We start from the raw sequence: 20,760 nt of genomic DNA, 5'->3' as shown, positions 1-20,760 counted from the left end.
CTAATTTTCCCGTAAAACGGAAAAGTTAGAACTTTTTTTGTGGTATTAACAACATAGTAATACAAAAATTAGCAGCTTGAAAAATTATTAATAATAATATGTAGTTGATTGCAAAAGGGAAAATAACACAAGTAGAAGAATAGGAAACAATAAATTCAAACACGACATATGCCAAATTTTCAAAAAATGTTTCAGAAGGTTGTATGGCTAAATTATGAACAACCTGCAAAATAGGAGAGTTGCAAGTGTAATACGAAGGGTTATGTTCTTTGGAATTTTTAAAACTTTCCGTTATTTTCTCTTGAAGGAATAAAATTTAGGTCTAATGTGTTAAAAATCCATTCCCAGTAAAGGGAAAAGCCTGAGACCAAAGGGGTCACTGGCCAATCCATGGTCTTAATATTTTCCTAATTTAGACGGTAATATTAGCTATCAATATTACGAAAATCCAGAACAGCCTAACACTTTTGTGTTTGTAGAAAAGTGGCAGGATCAAGAGTAATTGACGTCCATCAGGGAACCGCTCATTTTCAAAACTTTGTCAATGCCGCCCCAGGACTATTAAGCGCACCAATCCAAGTGCAACAATTCGAAGCAACTGAAAAATAAGATGGTCATCCCCCCTAATGCAAAGGAAAATGTATGCATTAGATGCGTGAAAACTTGTTTAGCACCAAGTAACGCCAAAGTCTATTTAAAGATTGGAAAATATCACCATCTGTTAAAAGAGGCTCAAATTCTGAAGCCTCTTTTTTAATAACTTGATAGCGAGCGGAATACGGGGTGAGGGAAAAAGTAGGATAGTTTTTGACAGAATAGGAATAATATTTTGACAAATAATGAGCCGTATGATAATCTATATATAATCGATAATATATAATCTATAATCTATAATAAAAAGTAGAAGAAGGGTGTGTTTCCATGAAACTATTGGTCTGTATTAAACAAACTTTTGATACAGAAGAAAAAATTGAACTTAAAGAAGGAGAAATAGTCGAAGAAACAAGTCAATGGATTGTTAATCCATATGATGAATATGCCATTGAAGAGGCACTTCGATTAAAAGAGGAGCACGGGGGAGAAGTCATCGTTCTAACAATTGGAAAGGAAAGGTCTGAAAGTGCTTTACGTCATGGACTGGCAATGGGGGCTGATCATGCTGTTTTAATTGAAGATGTAGAAAGTGATGAATTTATCATCTCCAAAGTCATAGCTGCATACGTAAAAGATAAAAATTTTGATTTTATCTTAACTGGGAATCAATCCATAGATAATGGTGCAGGCCAAGTTGGTGTACGGGTTGCGGAAGAGCTTTCAATTCCCCACATTACCTCCGTTGTCAAACTACAAATCGAGAATCAAAGGGTATTGGCGGAGCGAGATGTGGAAGGTGAAACCTATAAAGTTGAAACTCCATTACCTGTTCTAGTTACTTGTCAGCAAGGGCTTAATGAACCTAGATATCCGTCTTTGCCGAATATAATGAAGGCAAAACGCAAATCACTGGAGCATTTAGATGTATCCGATCTAATTGAAAAGAGCGTGGATATATCTAAAAAAACAAATGTCGTAGAAAGATATAAACCCAAGAAACGTAAAGCTTGCACCAGAATAGAGGGAGAGCCAAGTGTAGCTAGCCAAAAATTGGTCAAGCTCCTCTTTGAAGAAGCTAAAATATTTTAGGAGGTAAATTATGGACAGAAAAGTTCTCGTTATCGGAGAAATGAAAGGATCGAAAATCCGAAATGTTTCCCTTGAAGCCCTAACTGCTGCGAAGCAAGTTGCTGGGAGAGGGGAGGTAATTTCCGCCGTTTTTGGAACCCATTCTGCAAAACAAGTGGATTTGCTTTCACAATATGGTGCTGGGCAGGTATATATAATTGAAGATTCCGATTATGATGAATACCATCCTGAATTATATACTCATGCTGTAGTTAAAATTATTCAAGAAACTCAACCTGATGTTATTGTTATGGGGCATACTGGAAACGGCAGAGACCTTGCTCCACGGGCAGCGGCAAGATTAGAAATTGGTTTGGCTAGTGATTGTATCGACATAAATTTGGATGCCAGTGATAAAATTGTGGTTACACGCTCTATTTATTCTGGGAAACTATTTGAAAAGAAAAAGTTTAATAGTGTTCCGATATTTTTGACCATACGTCCTAATAATATAACACCTATCCGGTATGGTTCTGAGGCGTCAACTATTCCGTATACAGTTGAGAAACCTGCCCTTACTCTGCTAATCAAAGAGATCGTTCGAAGGGCGGCTGAAAAAGTTGATTTAACGGAAGCCAAGGTGATTGTTGCAGGCGGGAGAGGAGTAAAAAGTGCCGAAGGTTTTAAAGTTTTACAAGAATTAGCAGATGTATTAAAAGGGGCTGTTGGTGCATCACGTGGAGCTTGCGATGCAGATTACTGTGATTATTCGTTACAAATTGGTCAGACCGGTAAAGTTGTAACGCCTGATTTATACATTGCATGTGGAATTTCTGGTGCAATCCAGCATGTTGCGGGCATTTCCAACTCCAAATTTATTGTTGCAATAAATAAAGACCCTGAGGCCCCAATTTTTGAAGTGGCTGACTATGGAATCGTAGGAGACTTGTTCGAGATCGTCCCACAATTGACCAATGAATTTTCCAAAATTTTATTAAGTCAAGTCAAATAGTTGATTATATTTTTATAGAAAAAGAAGTGCTTTATTTCTTATTCTTTCCATAAATGAAAACGCTTCAAAATGAAGTTCCTGTTTCAACTTAAGCAAAGACACACCAAAGACACACATGACCATGTTTGTATAAATTACCTAATAGGGGATGGGTTCGTATGTTTCGGAATTTCAGATGGTATATTGTCTTTATGCTCTTTCTTGCCGCGATTATAAATTATATTGATCGTAGTGCTTTATCCGTAGCCATGCCCTTTATATCAAAGCGATTTCACCTAGAGCCTGCAGAAATGGGACTAATTCTAAGTAGTTTCTTCATTGGATATGCATTGTTTAACTTCATAGGCGGATATTTTTCGGATGTTTTCGGACCAAGGAAAGTTTTTGGTACATCTATGGTGGTCTGGTCGATTTTTTGTGGTTTAACAGCGACTGCTTTCAACTTTATCTCTTTATTTATTGTCCGTTTAATGTTCGGTGTAGGTGAAGGTCCTTTTTCGTCAACTGCAAATAAAGCCGTTAACAATTGGTTTCCAATTAAGGAAAGGGCGCGTGCGGTTGGCATCAATCAAGCAGGTCTTCCAATTGGTGGTGCTCTTTCGGGACCGATAGTAGGCTTTATTGCACTGAAGTTCGGTTGGGAGTGGTCCTTTGTAGTCATTACTTTGATCGGGTTGTTATGGACGCTTCTCTGGATCAAAACAGTCACGGACAAGCCGGAAGAGCATCCAAAAGTGAGCAAAGATGAACTTAAAGTGATTAGAGATGGACAAATGCAAGGAAATACGTCATCTTCAGAGAGCCTTCCATTATCTTATTATCTTAAACAACCTACTATATTAGTAATGGCAGTATCCTTCTTTGCTTATAACTACATCATCTTTTTCTTCTTGACCTGGTTTCCAAGTTATCTGACTATGTCTAAAGGCTTGAGTATAATGAAAATGAGTGTTGTAACCATGATACCTTGGACTTCTGGCGCGATTGGATTGATTGGCGGGGGGATGCTGACAGATTATATATTCAAAAAAACAGGGAAACTCATGTTTTCAAGAAAATTGGTGTTAGTTACTTTTCTGATAGGCGCAGCTATATGTGTTGGTTTAGCAGGAATCGCTTCATCTGTAACCAGTATTGTTATATTTATGGCATTTGGTGTTGGCTTCACATACTTAACTGCACCAATTTATTGGTCGATTATTCAGGATGTAGTTCGCGGTGAAAAGGTTGGAGGAGTCAGTGGCTTTGTACATGGGCTGGCAAATATTTCAGGAATTATAGGTCCAGCAGTCACCGGATTTATTGTCCAATTTACTGGACATTTTACAAGTGCTTTCCTCCTAGCGGGAGGCTTGGGTGTAATTGGTGCGCTGGCAGTCGCCTTTTTTGTAAAACCGTTACAATCAGAAGCGGCCAAAGAGGAAGTTGTACAAACTAGGACTGTTTAATTAAAAATTACCCATTCAAAACAAGTTTCGTTTAGATATTAATTACTAACCGCAGACCAATAAAAAAGGCTGACGACAAGTTTATGAACTTAGGTCGGCCTTTTTTTTTGCGAATTCATTTATGATTATTGGATTGTACTTCCGAACTTGAAGGAAGGGAAGCTCTTTGTTGTCGCTCATAGTTAACATGCTCATGAAATGCATGGATACAGCCATCCAAATCCCTGTTTTGGAAAGCCCTTAATATGGGTTCGTGAATGTTCGCTAATTCAGACAGGTCAGTAAAATACACTTGGCTGTTTAGGTACCATATTCGACTTAGTTTGGAAGACAAGGTTTCCCAAACGTTACTCAGGAATTTATGGTCTGCCGTTTTATATATTTTTGTGTGAAAGTCCTCATCTGCAATCCTAATTTTTTCTAAATCATTGTTTACTCCAGCATGAACCATGTCATTATAATAATTTTTGAGTTCTTCTATATCTTCGTCAGTTAATCTTTCAAAAGCTCTTTTAATTGCGAATTCTTCCACCGTGAGACGAAAATCATATAATTGATCAATTTCATCAAGTGAGAAATTCGAAATAAATGTGCCTTTGTTTCGTTGGGTAACGACCAAATCTTCTTCAGCTAATTTTAAAAATGCTTCACGAACAGGTGCCTGACTGACACCATAGTTCTTTGCCACTTCTAATTCAACTATACGGTCCCCAGGTTGAAGTTCTCCCTTAATTATTTTTTCTCGCAGTGCTTCAAAAATTTGCTCTGAGAGAGTTTTATTAACAATGGAATTTTTCATAATATCCCTCCTTTTTCTTGTTAATAACCGATAATCGTTAATCGAAATTAATTTTATAGTATTGTACCACATAATGTAATGAATATCCATTCATTACATTATTCAATTGCTAATGATCTAGGAAATTGACGATTTATACCAGGAGAATAAATTAGTTAAACAGGATTTTTAAATATAAAAAAATTTTGACGATTTACAATAACAATGTTATATTGATTATAGATTATATATTATCGATAATTACTCGATTTCGAATTTACTCAAAAGGAGGCGTTTATGAAGAGATCTATTGTGAACAAATCGCTTTCTGACCAGATTCATGAAGCTTTGCGTGATTTAATCATTAAAGGAGAACTTAGGCCGGGAGACAGGATCCTTGAATTGGAAGTAGCAAGAGATTTCGGTGTGAGCCAAGCCCCTGTTAGAGAAGCATTATTAAAGCTGGCTGAAGAAGACCTGGTCGTAAGCATTCGGTATAAGGGAACTTTTGTATCAAACATATCGATGGTAGAAACGGAGGAATTATATTGTTTCCGTATCATAATGGAGGAATTAGCGATCAAAAGAAGTTTGGAAAGATTGAAAGCTGGAGATTTAAGGGACCTTGAAAATTTTTACCTTGAGATGGTTCGAGCTGGTGAAACCAATGATTTGGACTCCTTAAGAGTAGCCGATATTAATTTCCATTCAAAAATATTTCACATGGCAGAACATAAATTCATGTATAGTGTGTGGGAGACGTTGGTGTCAAAACTTAATCGAATTTGGTATCTTACAAGCCAAGCGTGCTTCATCAATCTTTCTGAAGTTGCTGCCATTCATGAACCTTTCTTAAACGCTATAAAATCACATGATTTGAATGGTTGTATTAAAGCATTGCATGAACACGTCGACTATGAAAAAAACAAAAGTTTTTAATTAAATTTAAAAGTGAAACACTTTGTACAGATTAATAATTTTTTAATTTGTTATTTTTTTAATAGAAGCATGGAACACAGGGGAGATATAACCCTTTTTTAGATTATATATTATCGATAAATGATAATATTGTTTTGACAAATCAGAAAATTGGTGCTATTTTAAAAATATATTATCGATAACCGATAATAAGTAAAGATTTTATGGAGGAATGAAAATCATGAACCTACTTATCGATTCATTTGAGTTCGGCGTACTTACTCAAATTCACTACGGAGTTGGAAAACTTAATGAACTTCCTGACATTCTAAAGGCTGAAAACTATCAAAAAGTGATGATCGTTACAGATCCTGGACTTGCTAACTCCGGATTACTAGAGCGGTTGGAAAAAATTTTAACCAGCGGAGAAATTCAATACGCCGTTTTTAAAGAGGTACAACCGGATCCAACACTTGAAGTGGTGGACACCGTTAAACAATTATTCTTAGATAATCAATGTGATGCTGTGATCGGCATAGGCGGTGGAAGTTCGATTGATACTGCAAAAGGAGTCTCTGCAGCAGTCGCTAATCCTGGAGATCTTGGCCAATATGAAGGAAAGAACAAACTTCCAAATCGCGGACCCGATGTAATAGCCATCCCAACTACTGCAGGAACTGGATCTGAGGTTACCCATGCAATGGTGCTGAAAGATACGAAACGTAAATATAAAATGGGAATCCTTAGCCAGAACTTGCATCCGAAAGCGGCGATCCTCGATCCACAGCTGCTCACCACGCTTCCTAGAGGCCTTGCAGCGATTACCGGAATGGACGCCTTGAGTCATGCTATTGAATCCTATACGTCCAATCAGGCACAGCCAATCACAGAAGCACTGGGATTACATGCTATTCGACTGATTGCAAAGTATCTTAGACCTTTCGTAGCTCAGCGCACCAATTTGGAAGCGGCTTCACAGATGATGTTGGCTAGTACTATTGCCGGCGCAGCATTTATATGGGGAAGGGTAGCCGCTGTTCATGCTTTATCCCATCCATTAGGTGGTCGCTATAAAGTTCCGCATGGTTTAGCAAATTCCATCCTCCTCCCAGTTGTTATGGAATTCAATGCTAGTTCCAATCAAGAAAAATTTAAAGAGATTGCGATTCTGCTAGGGGAGAATGTCGAAGGCTTAAACTCAAGAGAGGCAGCGTTACGCTCTGTTGACGCGGTAAAAGGGCTAATTGCCGATTTAGATATTCCGCCAACACTCGGAGCAAACAATGTCAGCTTATCTGAAGAAGAAATTCACATTGTTGCCCAGGAAGCATTGGATAGTGGCGTGGCTGCAGCAAATCCAAAGGTAACTACCTTAGAGGATTTGAAAAATATCTTGAGGAAAGCACTTTAAAAAATAGTGGTAAGGGAGAGTTTCCATGGCAAACGTATTTCCAATTAAAATTCAAAACTATATTGATGGTAAATGGGTTCCGTCATCAAATATGAAAACATATCAAAGAGAAAATCCGGCGAATCCAGAAGAAATTGTGATCATCGCACCCAATTCAACAGTAGAAGATACGAATCATGCCGTGGAGGCGGCGCAAAGAGCATTTGCTGATTGGTCCAGTACCCCGGCTCCTAAGCGCGCAGATTTGCTGTATCGTTTCACTGAACAATTATACACCGAACGTGAATCCATTGCTCAAATCATTACGAAAGAACAAGGGAAAACGTTAAACGAGGCATTAGGGGAAATCAATAAGACAATTAGTGAAGTACGCTATACCGCAGGAGAAGCTACGAGAATGGACGGTCAGACCCTCCCAAGTGAAAGAACCGGTATCGAGGTAAAGACAAAAAGAGTACCAAAGGGAGTTATTGCCGCAATTTCTCCATGGAACTTCCCGATCGTAACACCGCTTCGAAAAATAGCTCCGGCATTGGCAACTGGAAATACGGTAGTATTTAAGCCTGCAAGTATAACTGTCGGAACTGCGGCTAAATTCGTCGAAATTTTTGAAAAGGTCGGTTTGCCTAAGGGTGTTTTAAATCTAGTAATTGGATCTGGCAGAGAAGTTGGTACACCTCTAATCGGCCATCCGCTGGTCAAGGGAGTAACCTTTACAGGATCTACTGGTGTTGGCAGGTCGATTTATCAAGTCGCGGCAGAAAAATTAATTCCGGTCCAATTGGAAATGGGCGGCAAAAATGCCGGCATTATCTATGACTATAATGATATAAAAGGAGCCGTTAACCAAATTTGCGGTGCCGCTTTTGCAGCAACTGGCCAGAGATGTACTTCGATTAGCCGTATCTTGGTAGAGCGGTCGGTAGTAGATGAAGTCGTTAGTCATTTAATAGATAAGTGTCAATCCTACGTCATTGGTGACGGAATGAACCCTGAATCCACATTTGGCCCGGTAGTTTCAAAAGACCATTTGGAAACAATCGAGAAGTATGTCCAAATAGGGGTCAATGAAGGAGCAACGTTGGTTCAGGGTGGTAAAAGGGTAGAGAGTCAGAAAAATGGTTACTTCTATGAACCAACTATTTTTACGGATGTTTCACCTGATATGCAAATTGCTAAAGAAGAGATTTTTGGCCCAGTATTAACTGTAACTCCTGTAGATAGTTTTAAAGAAGCTATTGAAATAGCGAATAATGTAGAATACGGACTTGCAGCTTCCTGCTTTACCAATAACATGGAGTACGCTGAACAATTCGTCAACGAAGTACAAACCGGGATGTTACATATCAATAACGGAACCATTAGTGAATCCCATGTTCCATTTGGCGGCTTGAAAAATTCAGCGGTTGGTCCTTACTCCATTGGGGTAACTGCAAAAGATTTCTTTACTGATCTTAAAGTGGTTTATTCAGCATCAAAATAAATAAAGGGGATGTAAACATGCTCATGACAGAAACAAATCAAGAATGGAAAGATGTAGCCCGCGATTTTGCATCTCGCAAATTACAAATGGGGACACATTGGCTCGAAGGTGAGGAATATTGGTCAAATGCCCGTATGTTGGCGGAACAGGGCTTTTTGGGAATAACTTTGCCAGAAGAGTATGGCGGTTTAAATCAAACTTTATTTGATGCCCTATTAATGATAGAAGAATTGTGCAAGGTATGTCCAACCAGCGGGAGACAGGTATATCACTCAAGTATTGGAATCGCCTCCTTCATCAATCACCTTGGCACAGAGGCGCAAAAGAAATTATACCTTCCCCAAATAACGGCCGGGAAATTATTCGTGGGACTTGGAATGAGTGAGCCTGACGCAGGGAGTGCGGCCACAGACATGAAAACGACTGCGGTCGATGAAGGAGATCATTATCGATTAAATGGATCCAAGATTTGGGTTAGTGAGGCACATTTAGCTGATCTGTTTGTTGTCTATGCACGCTTTGGAAACACTGGAAGGACATCCGATATTGGCGCCATTTTAGTAGAACGCGGAACGCCAGGCTTTACAGTAGGTGTTCCTGAAGAAAATATGAGTGGTGAATTCCAATCGGCTCTTTATTTCGATGATGCCTTAGTACCAAAAGAAAATGTATTGACGGAACGTAATGCTTTCAAAGCCCTAATGGGAGTCTATAACGGGGTACGTTTAGGGTTTGCTGCCCAAACCTTAGGAATTACCCAAGCTGCATTCGATAGAACCGTTCAATATATTCAGGAGCGGAAGCAGTTTGGTAAAGAAATATGCGAATTTCAAGGGATTCAATGGATGGTAGCTGACATGTTTATGCAATTGGAAGCAGCACGAACTTTGTTGTACCGTGCGGGTATGGCCGCAGCAAATAATAAGCCGGATAAGCATGCAGCAAGTGTTGCTAAAGTTTATGTAGCAGAGGCGGCTAAAAAGATTACAGATGATTGTTTACAGCTTCATGGTGGATACGGATTCTCCAAACAGTATCCCTTGGAATGGTATTACCGTTGTGTACGGGCTGCATCCATTGCCGGAGGTACTGTTCAAGTTCATCGCACGATGCTGGCTGCTGAAGTATTAGGAAGAAAATTTGACCAGCGAAAATAGAATCTTTTCTTTTCCGGGACAGACCCGATAAACACTGCGGCTGTGCACACAGCACAGCCGGGGGATGCCCCAGCTGCTTCATACGAAATCACTAAGGTTAGCAAATTATAAATTTAGAAAGGGGAAAACGAGAATGCTTACTACTACGAAATCAAAGGTAATCTCTTTCGAAGAAGCCGTCAGCAAAATACCAAACGGTGCAAACATTACAATCAGCGGCCTTATTTCTGTTCTTTGTCCGGAAAGAGTAATGGCAGAGCTGGAGAAGCGTTACCTTTCCACTGGAGAACCAAGAGATTTAACGGTCATCACACCCGTGCGAGTAGGCTGGAGCAAAACACACAGCACCGGATTAGAACATGTGGCGAATCGTGGAATGCTCAAAAGATTAATTAGCGGCAGTTTTAATGTAAAAGAAGGACCACGGCTTACTGAGATGATCCGCGAAAACGAAATCGAGGCCTATGGCTTTTCAATGGGAACGATCTTTCATTGGATTCGGGCCATGGCTGCAGGCGAATCAGGACTTGTGACGAAAGTGGGATTGCATACATATGTGGATCCACGCTACGACGGCGGACGCCTGAATGAGCATACCAAAGAGAATATATCAAAAGTCATAGAGATTGGCGGCGAGGAGAATCTATTTTACCCCAGCATTCCTATCCATGTAGCGATTATTCGCGGTTCAACAGCGGATGAGAACGGAAATATTACGCTGGAAAATGAACCTGTTACATTAAGCGGCTTGGAGATGGCCATGGCAGCCAAAGCCAGTGGGGGATTTGTAATTGCCCAGGTGAAACAGGTAGTGCCAAACAATACCCTGAATCCTCATGACGTAGCCATTCCTGGCATTCTGGTGGATGCAGTGGTAATCGATCCGGACCAAAAACAAAGCTTGCTTGATGAGGACGATCCAAGCTGGACCGGCGAAATCAAACTTCCGTTAGAACAAGTATATAAGCCGCTCCCATTGAATTCCAAAAAGGTGATATTAAGGAGGGCGGCCAAGGAACTGAAGCAGGGGGATGTCATTAACCTTGGAGTCGGGATTCCTGTAGGTTTACCGCAGTTAGCTATAGAAGAAGGATTTTTTGATGATGTTACATTCTCTTTGGAGCACGGGGCGATCGGTGGTGTCCCGATGGGTGAAGAGGTGTTCGGGGCCCATATTAATCCTACCGCTATCATAAGTTCTCCCCAAGTGTTTGATTTTTACCATTGTGGGGGATTATCAGCTACATTATTAGGGTTTGCACAAATCGATCGTGTAGGAAATGTAAACGTGAGTATGTTTAACGGTGTTTTTCGAGGCTCCGGCGGTTTTATCGACATCGTCCATAAAACGAAAAAAATTATGTTCTGCGGAACGCTCACCAGTGGCAAGTTGGATGTTGCGATCGAACAAGGAAAAGTCAATATATTAAATGAAGGAAAACATAAGAAATTCATTCCTGAGGTAGAGCAATTAACTTTTAATGCGAAGGCCGCTCTGAAAAACAAACAGGAAGTCCTCTATTTAACGGAACGAGCTGTATTTAGATTGGAAGACCAAGGGATCACATTAATTGAATATGCCCCAGGGGTTGATATTGAGCGTGATATCCTTTCACATATAGATTTTAAAGTAAATATTTCACCAAACCTGAGAGAAATGGATGCAGATATATTCAAATAAGCAAATGGAAGAAGGTCAGATCATTGGGAAAATGGGAAATAACAAGGACGATTACATGTGATGTTTTAGTAGTTGGCGGCGGCGGTGCAGCTGCAAAAGCAGCATTAACTGCATATCAGTCTGGAGCACAGGTTCGAATAGCTGTTAAATCCCCTTGGCTTAAAGGTGGATCCACAGCAACAGCGTTTTCGGAGCTTCTTGCGATTGCGGCCGCGATTGGCCATGGGGACGAGCGGGACGAACCGGAAATTCATTATCAGGACACTATGGATGCGGGACGAGGTTTTATTGACCCTGCATTAGTGCGAACGTTAGCTGAAGACGCTCCCAAAAGGATAAATGACCTGATCGATTTAGGGCTTAATTTTGATAAACAAAAAAATGGCAAACTTGTTCAGGGTATGAGTGATTTTGCTACTTATCCCCGTACATGCAGGGTGAATGGTGTCACGGCAAGACATATTCTTAACATCATTGCGAAGGAATTAAAAAAGAATAACGTTCCGATTGATGAGCAGATGATGGTTTTTCAATTAGTAACAGATAACGAAAAGAGAATCGTTGGTGCCATCGCTTTTGATATTGACAAAAATGAATTTGTCTTCTATCAAACATCGTCTGTCATCTTAGCGTGTGGCGGCGCCCACTTCCTTTACACTTATGGTGTAGGTACGCCGGATATGACGGGGGATGGGTATGCAATGGCGTATCAGCAAGGGATTCCGCTTGTAAATATGGAATTCGTGCAAATCGGCCCGGGAGTGATCAACCCTCCGGTGACATTACTTTCAGGACCGGTTTGGAAGACACATCCGATTCTTTCAAATCAGAAGGGGGAGCGGTTCCTGGAGCGATATCTCCCAACAGGTGTAAATGTGAAGGACGTTAATAACCACAAGGCCTTTCCATTTACCGTATCCAATCATTCCTTCTATTTGGACACATCCATCCAAAGAGAATCAGAAGACAATCCATCACCGCACGGAGGCGTATGGTGTAAGATGGCTCCCGGATCTGAGGCGATTGTTGAGGAGAAAATGCCGAAGACAAAACGTGTGTTAAAATCCAAAGGCATTGATGTACACTCGGATAAATTTGAAGTCGGTCTAGTGGCTCAATGTATGAACGGCGGGACACAAATCACCTCTCCAGATGGTGAAACTGACATATTGGGTTTATTCATCGCCGGAGAAACGGCTGGAGGTTTACGAGGCCCGGATCGGCCCGGGGGCAACTCTCTCGCAGAAGGGCAAGTTTATGGCTACCGAACAGGAAAAGCAGCTGCACACTATTCAATGAAGCACGGCAAGGAATTATCGTCACAAGAATGGTGCATCCAGGAATTTCAAACGATCAAACAGTGGATTGAAAATAGCCAAAATGGAACAAAAGATGTTCTTGAAAGCATTGATGAACTTCGCCGGAATATGTATCGGAATTGCCTGGTTATTCGCAATGAAGCCCGATTGATGGATGCATGGGAGTATTTACTGAAAACCGAACAAGACCTCGAGCAGGGTAAATATTCTGTAAGATTGGATACCATCAAGTCCGCACTTGAATTGCGTAACATGATCATTACAGCCAAGTCGATCGTGTTGGCTGCGTTACTTCGAAGAGAAAGTCGAAGCTGTCATTATCGCGAAGACTTCCCGCAAAAAGATGATGCCAATTGGAAAAAAAGCATTCGAATTAGGCAAGTGGACGGAATCATGTCTGCGGAGGAATATGAGTGGCCAGCAGAGCAAAGCAGGATAGGAGCAAATGGGTAATGCAGTTGATTTCTCTGTTCAAAATGGAATAGCCAAGGTAATACTCGATCACCCTCCGTTGAACATACTTTCTGAAAAGGTGAAAGAAGAGTTAACGAATACGTTCCGTATCATTACTGATTATTCTGGGGTTCGTGTACTCCTTTTCGTCGCCAAAGGAGATCATTTTTGCTGTGGTGCCAACTTAAAAGAGTTCCCGGATCGTATTGCCAATAAATCGGCCGGTGAGGTATGGACGCGGGGACATGAGATGCTGGCAGAGGTAATGAATGCACCTCAACCTACCATTGCCTATATTCAAGGCAATGCTTTAGGAGGGGGTGCGGAACTTGCCAGTGCCTTTGATATCCGTATCTTTTCATCCACTGCTCAAATCGGGTATCCAGAAGTATTGCGCGGTGTCTTCCCTGGAAATGGGGGATTAGAGCGATTAATCTCACTGGTGGGTCCAGCTAAGGCGATGAACCTGGTATTGACCGGCAAGCCAATATCGGCCGAGAGGGCCCTTCAACTTGGGATTGCTTCTGAAATCGTTGAAAGTTCGGATGGGGTAAAAAAAGCCGAAGAATTGGCGCAATATTTAGCCAACTTGCCAGGTGTTGCCTTAAAAGCCATTAAAAAAGCAATCAATCTGTATGCTGCTGATTCTTCCACATTTATGGATAAAGGGAAAGAGCTTTTCTACATGCTACATGAAACCGAGGATGTGAAAGAAGCTGTCAATGCTTTTCTTGAGAAGCGAAAAGCTTCTTTTTTACACAAGTAACAGGAAAGGAGAAACGAATATGGTGATCGGTCTCATAAATTTTATAGCTTTTCTGGGTATCACAGGATACGCAATTTATCTGTTTACCAACATTGTATATAGCCGGGTAACGTTCATTAAAATGGGGAAACCAGCGAACTTGAGGAAAGACACTCAGAAGCGAGTCAATGAAGTACTGGTGAACGTCTTCGGACAGAGAAAACTTTTTAAAGACCGCAAGAGCGGCGTCATGCATGTGATTATGTTTTATGGATTTATTATCCTGCAGTTTGGGGCCATTGAGCTGATCATTAAAGGGTTTTTTAAAGGGTTTGAATATCCAATTGGCACAGCCCAAAAGTTTTTTAGCTTATCTCAGGAAATAACCACTTTTCTCGTTTTATTATCCGTCCTATATGCCTTTTACCGCCGCTACATAGAAAAGCTAAAGCGATTAAAGCGTGGATTTAAGTCGGGTTTGGTTATCATTTTTTTAACCACTTTGGTATTATCTATCTTTTTAAGTCTAAGTTTTGAACATATATGGTTGGGGCAAGAAGGTTTCCTTCCATACGCACCTATTTCCAGTACGATAGCCGGATGGTTTTCGGGCTTGAGCCGAGAGGCAGGCGGCGTAGGCTTTTATGTTTTTTGGTGGCTTCACCTTATTACGTTACTTAGTTTTGCTGTTTATGTACCGCAGTCAAAGCATGCTCATGTTTTATTTGCTCCAGTTAACGTGTATTTACGTGATACAAAGCCGGTGGGAAAACTGACATCGATCAATTTCGAAGACGAATCCCTGGAGACTTACGGGGTAGGGAAAATTGAAGATTTCCGTCAAAACCAGTTAATTGATCTTTATGCCTGTGTAGAGTGTGGGCGCTGTACCAGTATGTGTCCTGCATCTGTAACGGGAAAAACCCTGTCTCCGATGGAATTAATGAAAAAAATGCGCGATCATTTGACCGAAAAGGGGGCGGCAATTACCTCGCGAACACCATGGATGCCTTCGTTTGCTTTTCCAGGTCATGAGGCAGCGGCAACGTCGGAAGCTGTAACGGCAAATCTAATTGGAGATGTGATTACAGAAGAAGAATTATGGGCTTGTACGACATGCAGAAATTGTGAAGATCAATGCCCGGTAGCCAATGAACATGTTGAAAAAGTTATCGATATGCGCCGGTTTCTTGTATTGACTGAAGGGAAAATGCCGCATGAGGCCACACGCTACTTTCAAAATATTGAACGTCAAAGCAACCCTTGGGGACTTAATCGCAGGGAGCGGATTAAATGGCGTGAAAGCAGAGACGATGTCAATGTCCCAACGGTTGAGGAGATGGAAGAATTTGAATACTTGTTCTTTGTCGGTTCCATGAGCTCTTATGATAATCGAAGTCAAAAAATTGCCCAATCGTTTGCAAAGATTCTCAACCTTGCGGGCGTTAAGTTTGCCATTCTAGGAAATGAAGAACGGAATTCAGGAGATACAGCGAGACGATTAGGGAATGAATTCTTATTTCAACAGCTTTGCCAAGAAAATATAGCAAACTTTCAAGCTAACAACGTGAAAAAAATCGTCACCATCGATCCGCATGCTTATAACACCTTTAAGCACGAATACCCGGAATTTGGGTTGGAGGCAGAGGTCTACCATCATACGGAAGTGATCCACAAGTTAATAAAAGAAGGAAGAATAAAACCAACCCGTGAAGTGAATGAAACGATTGTGTACCACGATTCGTGTTATATAGGCCGTTATAACGGAATCTATAATATTCCACGAGAAATTCTAAAAGCCATTCCTGGAGTCAAAGTAGCAGAAATGGAGCGAAATCGTGAAAATTCCATGTGCTGCGGGGCTGGTGGCGGAATGATGTGGTTGGAGGAGACACAGGGGAAACGAATTAATATCGAGAGGACAGAACAAGCCTTGAGGTTAAATCCCACCGTTATTGGAAGCAACTGCCCATATTGCCTAACGATGCTCAGTGATGGGACTAAGGCAAAAGAAGTAGAAGAACAAGTTAAAACGTTGGATATTGCTGAGATTGTGGAGCGTTCTTTAGTAAGTTAATCGCTTTGTTAGCACTGCCATGGAGAAAATGACCAGGAGGAGAAACTATGAATCTAGGATTTTGCATTTATCCCATTGAAGCCCGTCCAAGCAAAGAATTAATACAGGAGTTTGAAAATGTGGTCACCCCGCATATCAGTGATAATTTAAACCGCATGCACGCGATCGCTTCCGGACTTCGACCATATCATAAAGAAGGAAAACTCGTAGGTACTGCTGTTACGGTGAAAACACGGCCTGGCGACAATTTAATGGTACACAAGGCCATTGACTTGGCCGAACCGGGAGATGTCATTGTTGTCGATGCCGGAGGTGACCTCACCAATGCAATTGTAGGAGAAATCATGCAAAAGTTAGCAATTAAAAAAGGAATTGCAGGTTTTATTATTGACGGTGCTATACGGGATACAGGGGCCATTAGATCCGAGACTTTCCCGGTATATGCGAGAGGAGTAACACACCGCGGCCCATATAAAGATGGGCCGGGCGAAATCAATGTACCCATTTCCGTCGGAGGGTTGGTTGTACATCCCGGAGATATTATTGTTGGAGATGAAGATGGCCTAGCGGTTGTTCCTCTTGGACACGCGGAAGAACTATTAAAATTAATAAAGGAACAACAAATTCGAGAGGAGGATATACTCCAGTCAATCCAAAACGGTACGGTTAACCGTTCATGGGTAGATCAAACACTTGAACAAAAAGGTTGTGAATTTGGCGTAAAAAAATTGCCTATGCCATTAAACAATTAAATGAGGGGTGATTTTATGAATATTTGTATTTTAGATGGATATACTTTGAACCCCGGTGACTTAAGCTGGGACGGATTGTCGCAGATCGGTAAGACAGAGGTTTACGATCGGACTCCGGAAGACCTCATCATAGAAAGGGCTTCAAACGCAGAGATTATTTTGACCAATAAAACTCCTTTATGCCAGGCAACTCTGGAGAAACTGCCAAATCTCAAGTATATTGGAGTCTTGGCAACCGGTTTTGACATAGTTGATACGAAGGCTGCTGAAGAACGGGGAATCGTAGTCAGCAACATTCCAACATATGGGACGGAATCGGTGTCCCAAATGGTATTTGCACTGCTGCTTGAACATTGCCATCATGTTCAACGTCACAGTGATGTTGTTATGGAAGGACAATGGGGAAGGAATCCTGATTGGTGCTTCTGGAATTACCCACTTGTTGAACTAGCCGGTAAAACAATAGGAATCGTCGGTCTTGGACGAATCGGGCTTCAGACGGCACGGATTGCTTCTGCTTTTGGTATGCGCATACTTGCATATAACAACAATCATCGGAATATTGACCTGCCCAATTTTCAATGGGCGGATCTGCCTGATTTAATGAGACAATCCGATGTTGTCAGCTTGCACTGTCCGTTAACCCCGGTTACAGAAGGTATAATTAACGCAGAAAATTTATCCATGATGAAACCATCCGCTTTCATTATTAATACTTCGCGCGGGAAACTTGTTAACAATAAGGATTTAGCGGAGGCTCTCAATGCAGGAGTTATTTCCGGCGCTGGATTGGACGTACTGGCGGTGGAACCTCCAGAAGATACCAACCCTTTGCTTAAAGCAAAAAATTGTATTATCACTCCTCACATCGCTTGGGCTACAAAGGAAGCACGGAGTCGTCTTTTGGATTTGGCAGTGGATAATATAAAAGGGTTTGTCGCCGGAAGTCCAAAGAACGTGGTAAATTCTATTACGACCACTACTGCCGCCAATCTTTAAAAGTGATGATTAAATCAATACAATAACCTTATCCCAACAGTCAATCGGGGGTAAGGTGGTTGTTTTTTTATCTATCTCTAAATTAGAAAAAACAAATTGAATTTTTCAAAAAGAGGCTTCTCACAAGATTGTGAGAAGCCTCTTATAGTGTTCATAAGTTATAAGAGATAGTGAAAATATTTAAGTAAGCAAACGCATCGCAGGAAAAACACAAGAATATTCTACTATTTATAGGGAATAAGTTCCAGTAATTATTTTGCTATGCTATAATGATGGTAAGTTTAATACATAATGGGTAATTTATTGTAACTTTAGAAAGTTTATTGCTGACTTAAGCCGGGAGGATTACATATGTTTGAAAACCTGTTAAATATATCTGACGCTGCCAAGCTATTGGGAGTGTCGCCGAGTACATTAAGGCGGATGGAGAAAACTGGAAATATTGAAGAATATGGCTTAAAGGTTATTTATACCCCTGGCGGTCAAAGACGATATATTCTTGATGAGGTTCAACAGCTTTTCTCTAATCAGGGGTTTTCCGGACAAATTGGATTTGGTACAAAACCTGCTCTGTTAATTCGTGATTTTACCATAGCATTTACTGAACCGCATTCCCAATTAGCTATTAAAATGGATCATCAAATCACTGCTACCCAACAACTTATTGAACAAGCTCTTACCGATAAGTTTCCGATAATCTTTAGTAAAACGATTTATGAAACTGAAAATAAGGTTTCTAGATTATGGTGTGAAAAATTCCCCTCGCTTCAAATTTTAGACCGCGAAAGTACATGGGTCAATATTCATCCAGATTTATCTGACTATCCATATGATTTGATTAAAGCAACTGTATATATATCTTCTTTGTACGATGATCAAGTAGATGATTTCTTGAAAGACAGACAAATTGATACATTAATATTAGCTGGGACTACTACAAGTGGGAGTATAAGAGCAACTGCAGTAGATGCTCTTCAAAGAGGTTATAGAGTTATCATTCCTAAAGAGGCTGTAGGAGATCGAAATCAAACCTTACAGAACTCAACATTAGTAGATTTAAACGCAAGGTATGCAGACGTAATGAATCTGGATAAGGTTCTTAAAGGTATGAAACCATGAGCAGCGCATTTGAATAAAACCATGATTATCCTCAGGTAATCATGGTTTTTTTATTTTTAGAAAAATTTAATAAAATTGAATATTGACACTAATAGTGCCGTGAGATAAAATAAAACCATGGAAGCTTTGGTAAGTTTAGTAGATTGAGGTAACTTTTAGAGAAAGAATACAACTTTGATAACTTCAAACTATCGGTGTTCATGATTTTCTATTATTTTTAGGAGGAGTACAAATGGAAAATACTCAGGTAGTATCAAAGTTTTTGAAAACGGGTGAAATGTTCAAGGAAAGTCTTCGTGATGGCCGAACAGTATACTATAAGGGGGAAAAAATTCAAGATGTGACCATTCATCCAGCTACTAGCGGCGGTATCAATATTATGGCTAAGATCTTTGATGCTCAGCATAACCCCGAAACTCAGGATAAGTTAACGTATATCAATCAAGAGTCAGGTGAACGAGTCAGTAAAGCTTGGATGATTCCTAGAACGAAGGAAGACCTTAAGAGCCGCCGAGAATTGACTGACTATGTAGCTCGGGAAACCTTTGGCGTGTTTGGCAGACCATTCGATTTAGCTCCTCTTGTTCCAGTGGGTATGGCCGCACATCTTTCGAAATTCCTCAGTAAAAGGCCAGAATATGCTGAAAATGTTCTTCACTATATCGACTATGCTCAGAAAAATAACTTGATGGGTCCAGAAGTACTAGTAGATCCTCAGAATGACCGTTCCAAAGCAGCCGCTGCGGGTGCCCGCCTATTCGATGTTGAATTAGGAAGCCAAATAAAAGGAGGCAGCTCCACACCTGCTTTGCTCCGGGTAGTGAAAGAGACTGAAGAGGGGATTTATATTAGCGGTGCAAAGGCAGTAGGTTCGATTTCTTCCCAAGGTAACGAAATGATTCTCTCCAATCTTATGCGTCCAGGGCTGTTACCGGAAGAATCTCTTTGGTTAGCTGTTCCTATCAATGCACCAGGAATCCACATTGTCTGCCGTGAATCGGTCTCTTCAGATCCTGTCAGTTCTTATGATCACCCGGTTAAATCACGCGGAGAAGAAATGGATTCCTTCTTAATTTTTGATAACGTTTTCGTAGAAAAATGGAGAATATTCAATTATGGTGTCCCAGAACTCAATGAATTGTACGGCGGCGTTGTATTAGGAGTACACTGGCACGTGTTGTCCCGTCTAGCTACCAAAGCTGAATTGTATGCCGGTGCTGCTCAGCTAATCGTAGATGCACTTGGAACAGGAAAAATTCCAGGAGTTCGTTCTATCGTATCGGAAGTTATTCAATATGCTCAAACGTTAAGAGCCTACGTTTTAGCCTCTGAAGAATTAGCTGAAATGACTGAAGATGGCGTTATGTGGCCGGATGTCAATATGCTTACAGCTGGACGCCTTTATGGTATCACGCATTATCCGCAAATTATCCATCATCTCCAGGAATTATGCGGACAAGGACTGGTCATGAGATTCTCTGAAAAAGATTATGCTCATCCATTTATTGGAGGAAAATTAGAGGAACTACTGGTTGGACGCGATTTAACTTCGAAGCAGAAAAACTTGTTGATGAACTTCATTTGGGATATTACTACAGATTCCCACGCAGGCCGCGTCGCTCTATTTGAAAACGTTAATGCTTTGCCGGCACCGCTGCTTCGTGAGCGTTTGTATCATGAATATGATCGAACACCGTTTATGAACCATATTCGTAAGTCGATCGGACTTCCTATGTAGGTGAAGTT

Annotated in this window: 17 protein-coding genes; 16 read left to right on the top strand and 1 reads right to left on the bottom strand. The window is 40.8% G+C overall.

Annotated elements, in window-relative coordinates:
- The first annotated feature begins 424 nt into the window (after nucleotides 1-424).
- From M3226_RS32720 to M3226_RS12690, 4 genes are all read left to right on the top strand, one after another.
- Complete coding sequence (locus tag M3226_RS32720; protein ID WP_374110593.1) at nucleotides 425-502, top strand: putative quinol monooxygenase; 78 nt, start codon at nucleotides 425-427, stop codon at nucleotides 500-502.
- A 419-nt stretch (nucleotides 503-921) separates the two neighbouring features.
- The gene (locus M3226_RS12700; protein WP_144563609.1) at nucleotides 922-1,683 is read left to right on the top strand and encodes an electron transfer flavoprotein subunit beta/FixA family protein; all 762 of its coding nucleotides are present in this window, start codon (nucleotides 922-924) and stop codon (nucleotides 1,681-1,683) included.
- A 10-nt stretch (nucleotides 1,684-1,693) separates the two neighbouring features.
- Nucleotides 1,694-2,674 carry an electron transfer flavoprotein subunit alpha/FixB family protein gene (locus M3226_RS12695; RefSeq protein WP_251565865.1) on the top strand — a complete coding sequence of 327 codons (981 nt, stop codon included), beginning with the start codon at nucleotides 1,694-1,696 and terminating at the stop codon, nucleotides 2,672-2,674.
- Nucleotides 2,675-2,832: 158 nt separating this feature from the next.
- Complete coding sequence (locus M3226_RS12690; protein ID WP_251565864.1) at nucleotides 2,833-4,122, top strand: MFS transporter; 1,290 nt, start codon at nucleotides 2,833-2,835, stop codon at nucleotides 4,120-4,122.
- 115 nt (nucleotides 4,123-4,237) lie between these two features.
- On the opposite strand, the gene M3226_RS12685 is transcribed toward M3226_RS12690, so the two are convergent.
- Nucleotides 4,238-4,921, bottom strand: coding sequence for a GntR family transcriptional regulator (locus M3226_RS12685; RefSeq protein ID WP_251565862.1), 684 nt, complete (start codon nucleotides 4,919-4,921; stop codon nucleotides 4,238-4,240).
- Between the two features lie 276 nt (nucleotides 4,922-5,197).
- Between M3226_RS12685 and M3226_RS12680 the strand changes: the two genes are divergently transcribed.
- The 12 genes from M3226_RS12680 to M3226_RS12625 all read left to right on the top strand — a co-directional run bounded on the left by M3226_RS12680 (nucleotide 5,198) and on the right by M3226_RS12625 (nucleotide 20,752).
- On the top strand, nucleotides 5,198-5,839 hold the full coding sequence (locus M3226_RS12680; RefSeq protein ID WP_251565860.1) for a GntR family transcriptional regulator: 642 nt from the start codon (nucleotides 5,198-5,200) through the stop codon (nucleotides 5,837-5,839).
- Between the two features lie 220 nt (nucleotides 5,840-6,059).
- On the top strand, nucleotides 6,060-7,229 hold the full coding sequence (locus M3226_RS12675; protein WP_251565858.1) for an iron-containing alcohol dehydrogenase: 1,170 nt from the start codon (nucleotides 6,060-6,062) through the stop codon (nucleotides 7,227-7,229).
- Nucleotides 7,230-7,254: 25 nt separating this feature from the next.
- Nucleotides 7,255-8,712, top strand: coding sequence for an aldehyde dehydrogenase family protein (locus M3226_RS12670; RefSeq protein ID WP_251565856.1), 1,458 nt, complete (start codon nucleotides 7,255-7,257; stop codon nucleotides 8,710-8,712).
- A gap of 17 nt (nucleotides 8,713-8,729) precedes the next feature.
- A complete protein-coding gene (locus M3226_RS12665; protein WP_144563594.1) occupies nucleotides 8,730-9,869 on the top strand; it encodes an acyl-CoA dehydrogenase family protein in 1,140 nt (379 codons plus the stop codon).
- 133 nt (nucleotides 9,870-10,002) lie between these two features.
- Nucleotides 10,003-11,550, top strand: a complete 1,548-nt coding sequence (locus M3226_RS12660) for an acyl CoA:acetate/3-ketoacid CoA transferase (protein WP_251565854.1) — start codon at nucleotides 10,003-10,005, stop codon at nucleotides 11,548-11,550.
- A gap of 23 nt (nucleotides 11,551-11,573) precedes the next feature.
- On the top strand, nucleotides 11,574-13,322 hold the full coding sequence (locus tag M3226_RS12655) for an FAD-binding protein (RefSeq protein WP_251565853.1): 1,749 nt from the start codon (nucleotides 11,574-11,576) through the stop codon (nucleotides 13,320-13,322).
- A complete protein-coding gene (locus tag M3226_RS12650) occupies nucleotides 13,315-14,088 on the top strand; it encodes an enoyl-CoA hydratase/isomerase family protein (protein ID WP_251565851.1) in 774 nt (257 codons plus the stop codon). Before M3226_RS12655 ends, M3226_RS12650 begins: the two co-directional genes overlap by 8 nt.
- A gap of 19 nt (nucleotides 14,089-14,107) precedes the next feature.
- Nucleotides 14,108-16,144: a (Fe-S)-binding protein gene (locus M3226_RS12645; protein WP_285857831.1), complete on the top strand. Its 2,037-nt coding sequence runs from the start codon at nucleotides 14,108-14,110 to the stop codon at nucleotides 16,142-16,144.
- Between the two features lie 47 nt (nucleotides 16,145-16,191).
- Nucleotides 16,192-16,896: an RraA family protein gene (locus M3226_RS12640; protein WP_251565849.1), complete on the top strand. Its 705-nt coding sequence runs from the start codon at nucleotides 16,192-16,194 to the stop codon at nucleotides 16,894-16,896.
- A gap of 15 nt (nucleotides 16,897-16,911) precedes the next feature.
- On the top strand, nucleotides 16,912-17,895 hold the full coding sequence (locus M3226_RS12635; protein WP_144563584.1) for a D-2-hydroxyacid dehydrogenase: 984 nt from the start codon (nucleotides 16,912-16,914) through the stop codon (nucleotides 17,893-17,895).
- 351 nt (nucleotides 17,896-18,246) lie between these two features.
- The gene (locus tag M3226_RS12630; protein WP_251565848.1) at nucleotides 18,247-19,014 is read left to right on the top strand and encodes an isochorismatase family protein; all 768 of its coding nucleotides are present in this window, start codon (nucleotides 18,247-18,249) and stop codon (nucleotides 19,012-19,014) included.
- Between the two features lie 232 nt (nucleotides 19,015-19,246).
- Nucleotides 19,247-20,752, top strand: a complete 1,506-nt coding sequence (locus tag M3226_RS12625; protein ID WP_251565846.1) for a 4-hydroxyphenylacetate 3-hydroxylase N-terminal domain-containing protein — start codon at nucleotides 19,247-19,249, stop codon at nucleotides 20,750-20,752.
- Nucleotides 20,753-20,760 lie beyond the last annotated feature (8 nt).

It is taken from the genome of Neobacillus cucumis (assembly GCF_023715505.1).
Note: the sequence above shows the minus strand (reverse complement) of the source record. Positions and strands in the feature narration are given on the sequence as shown.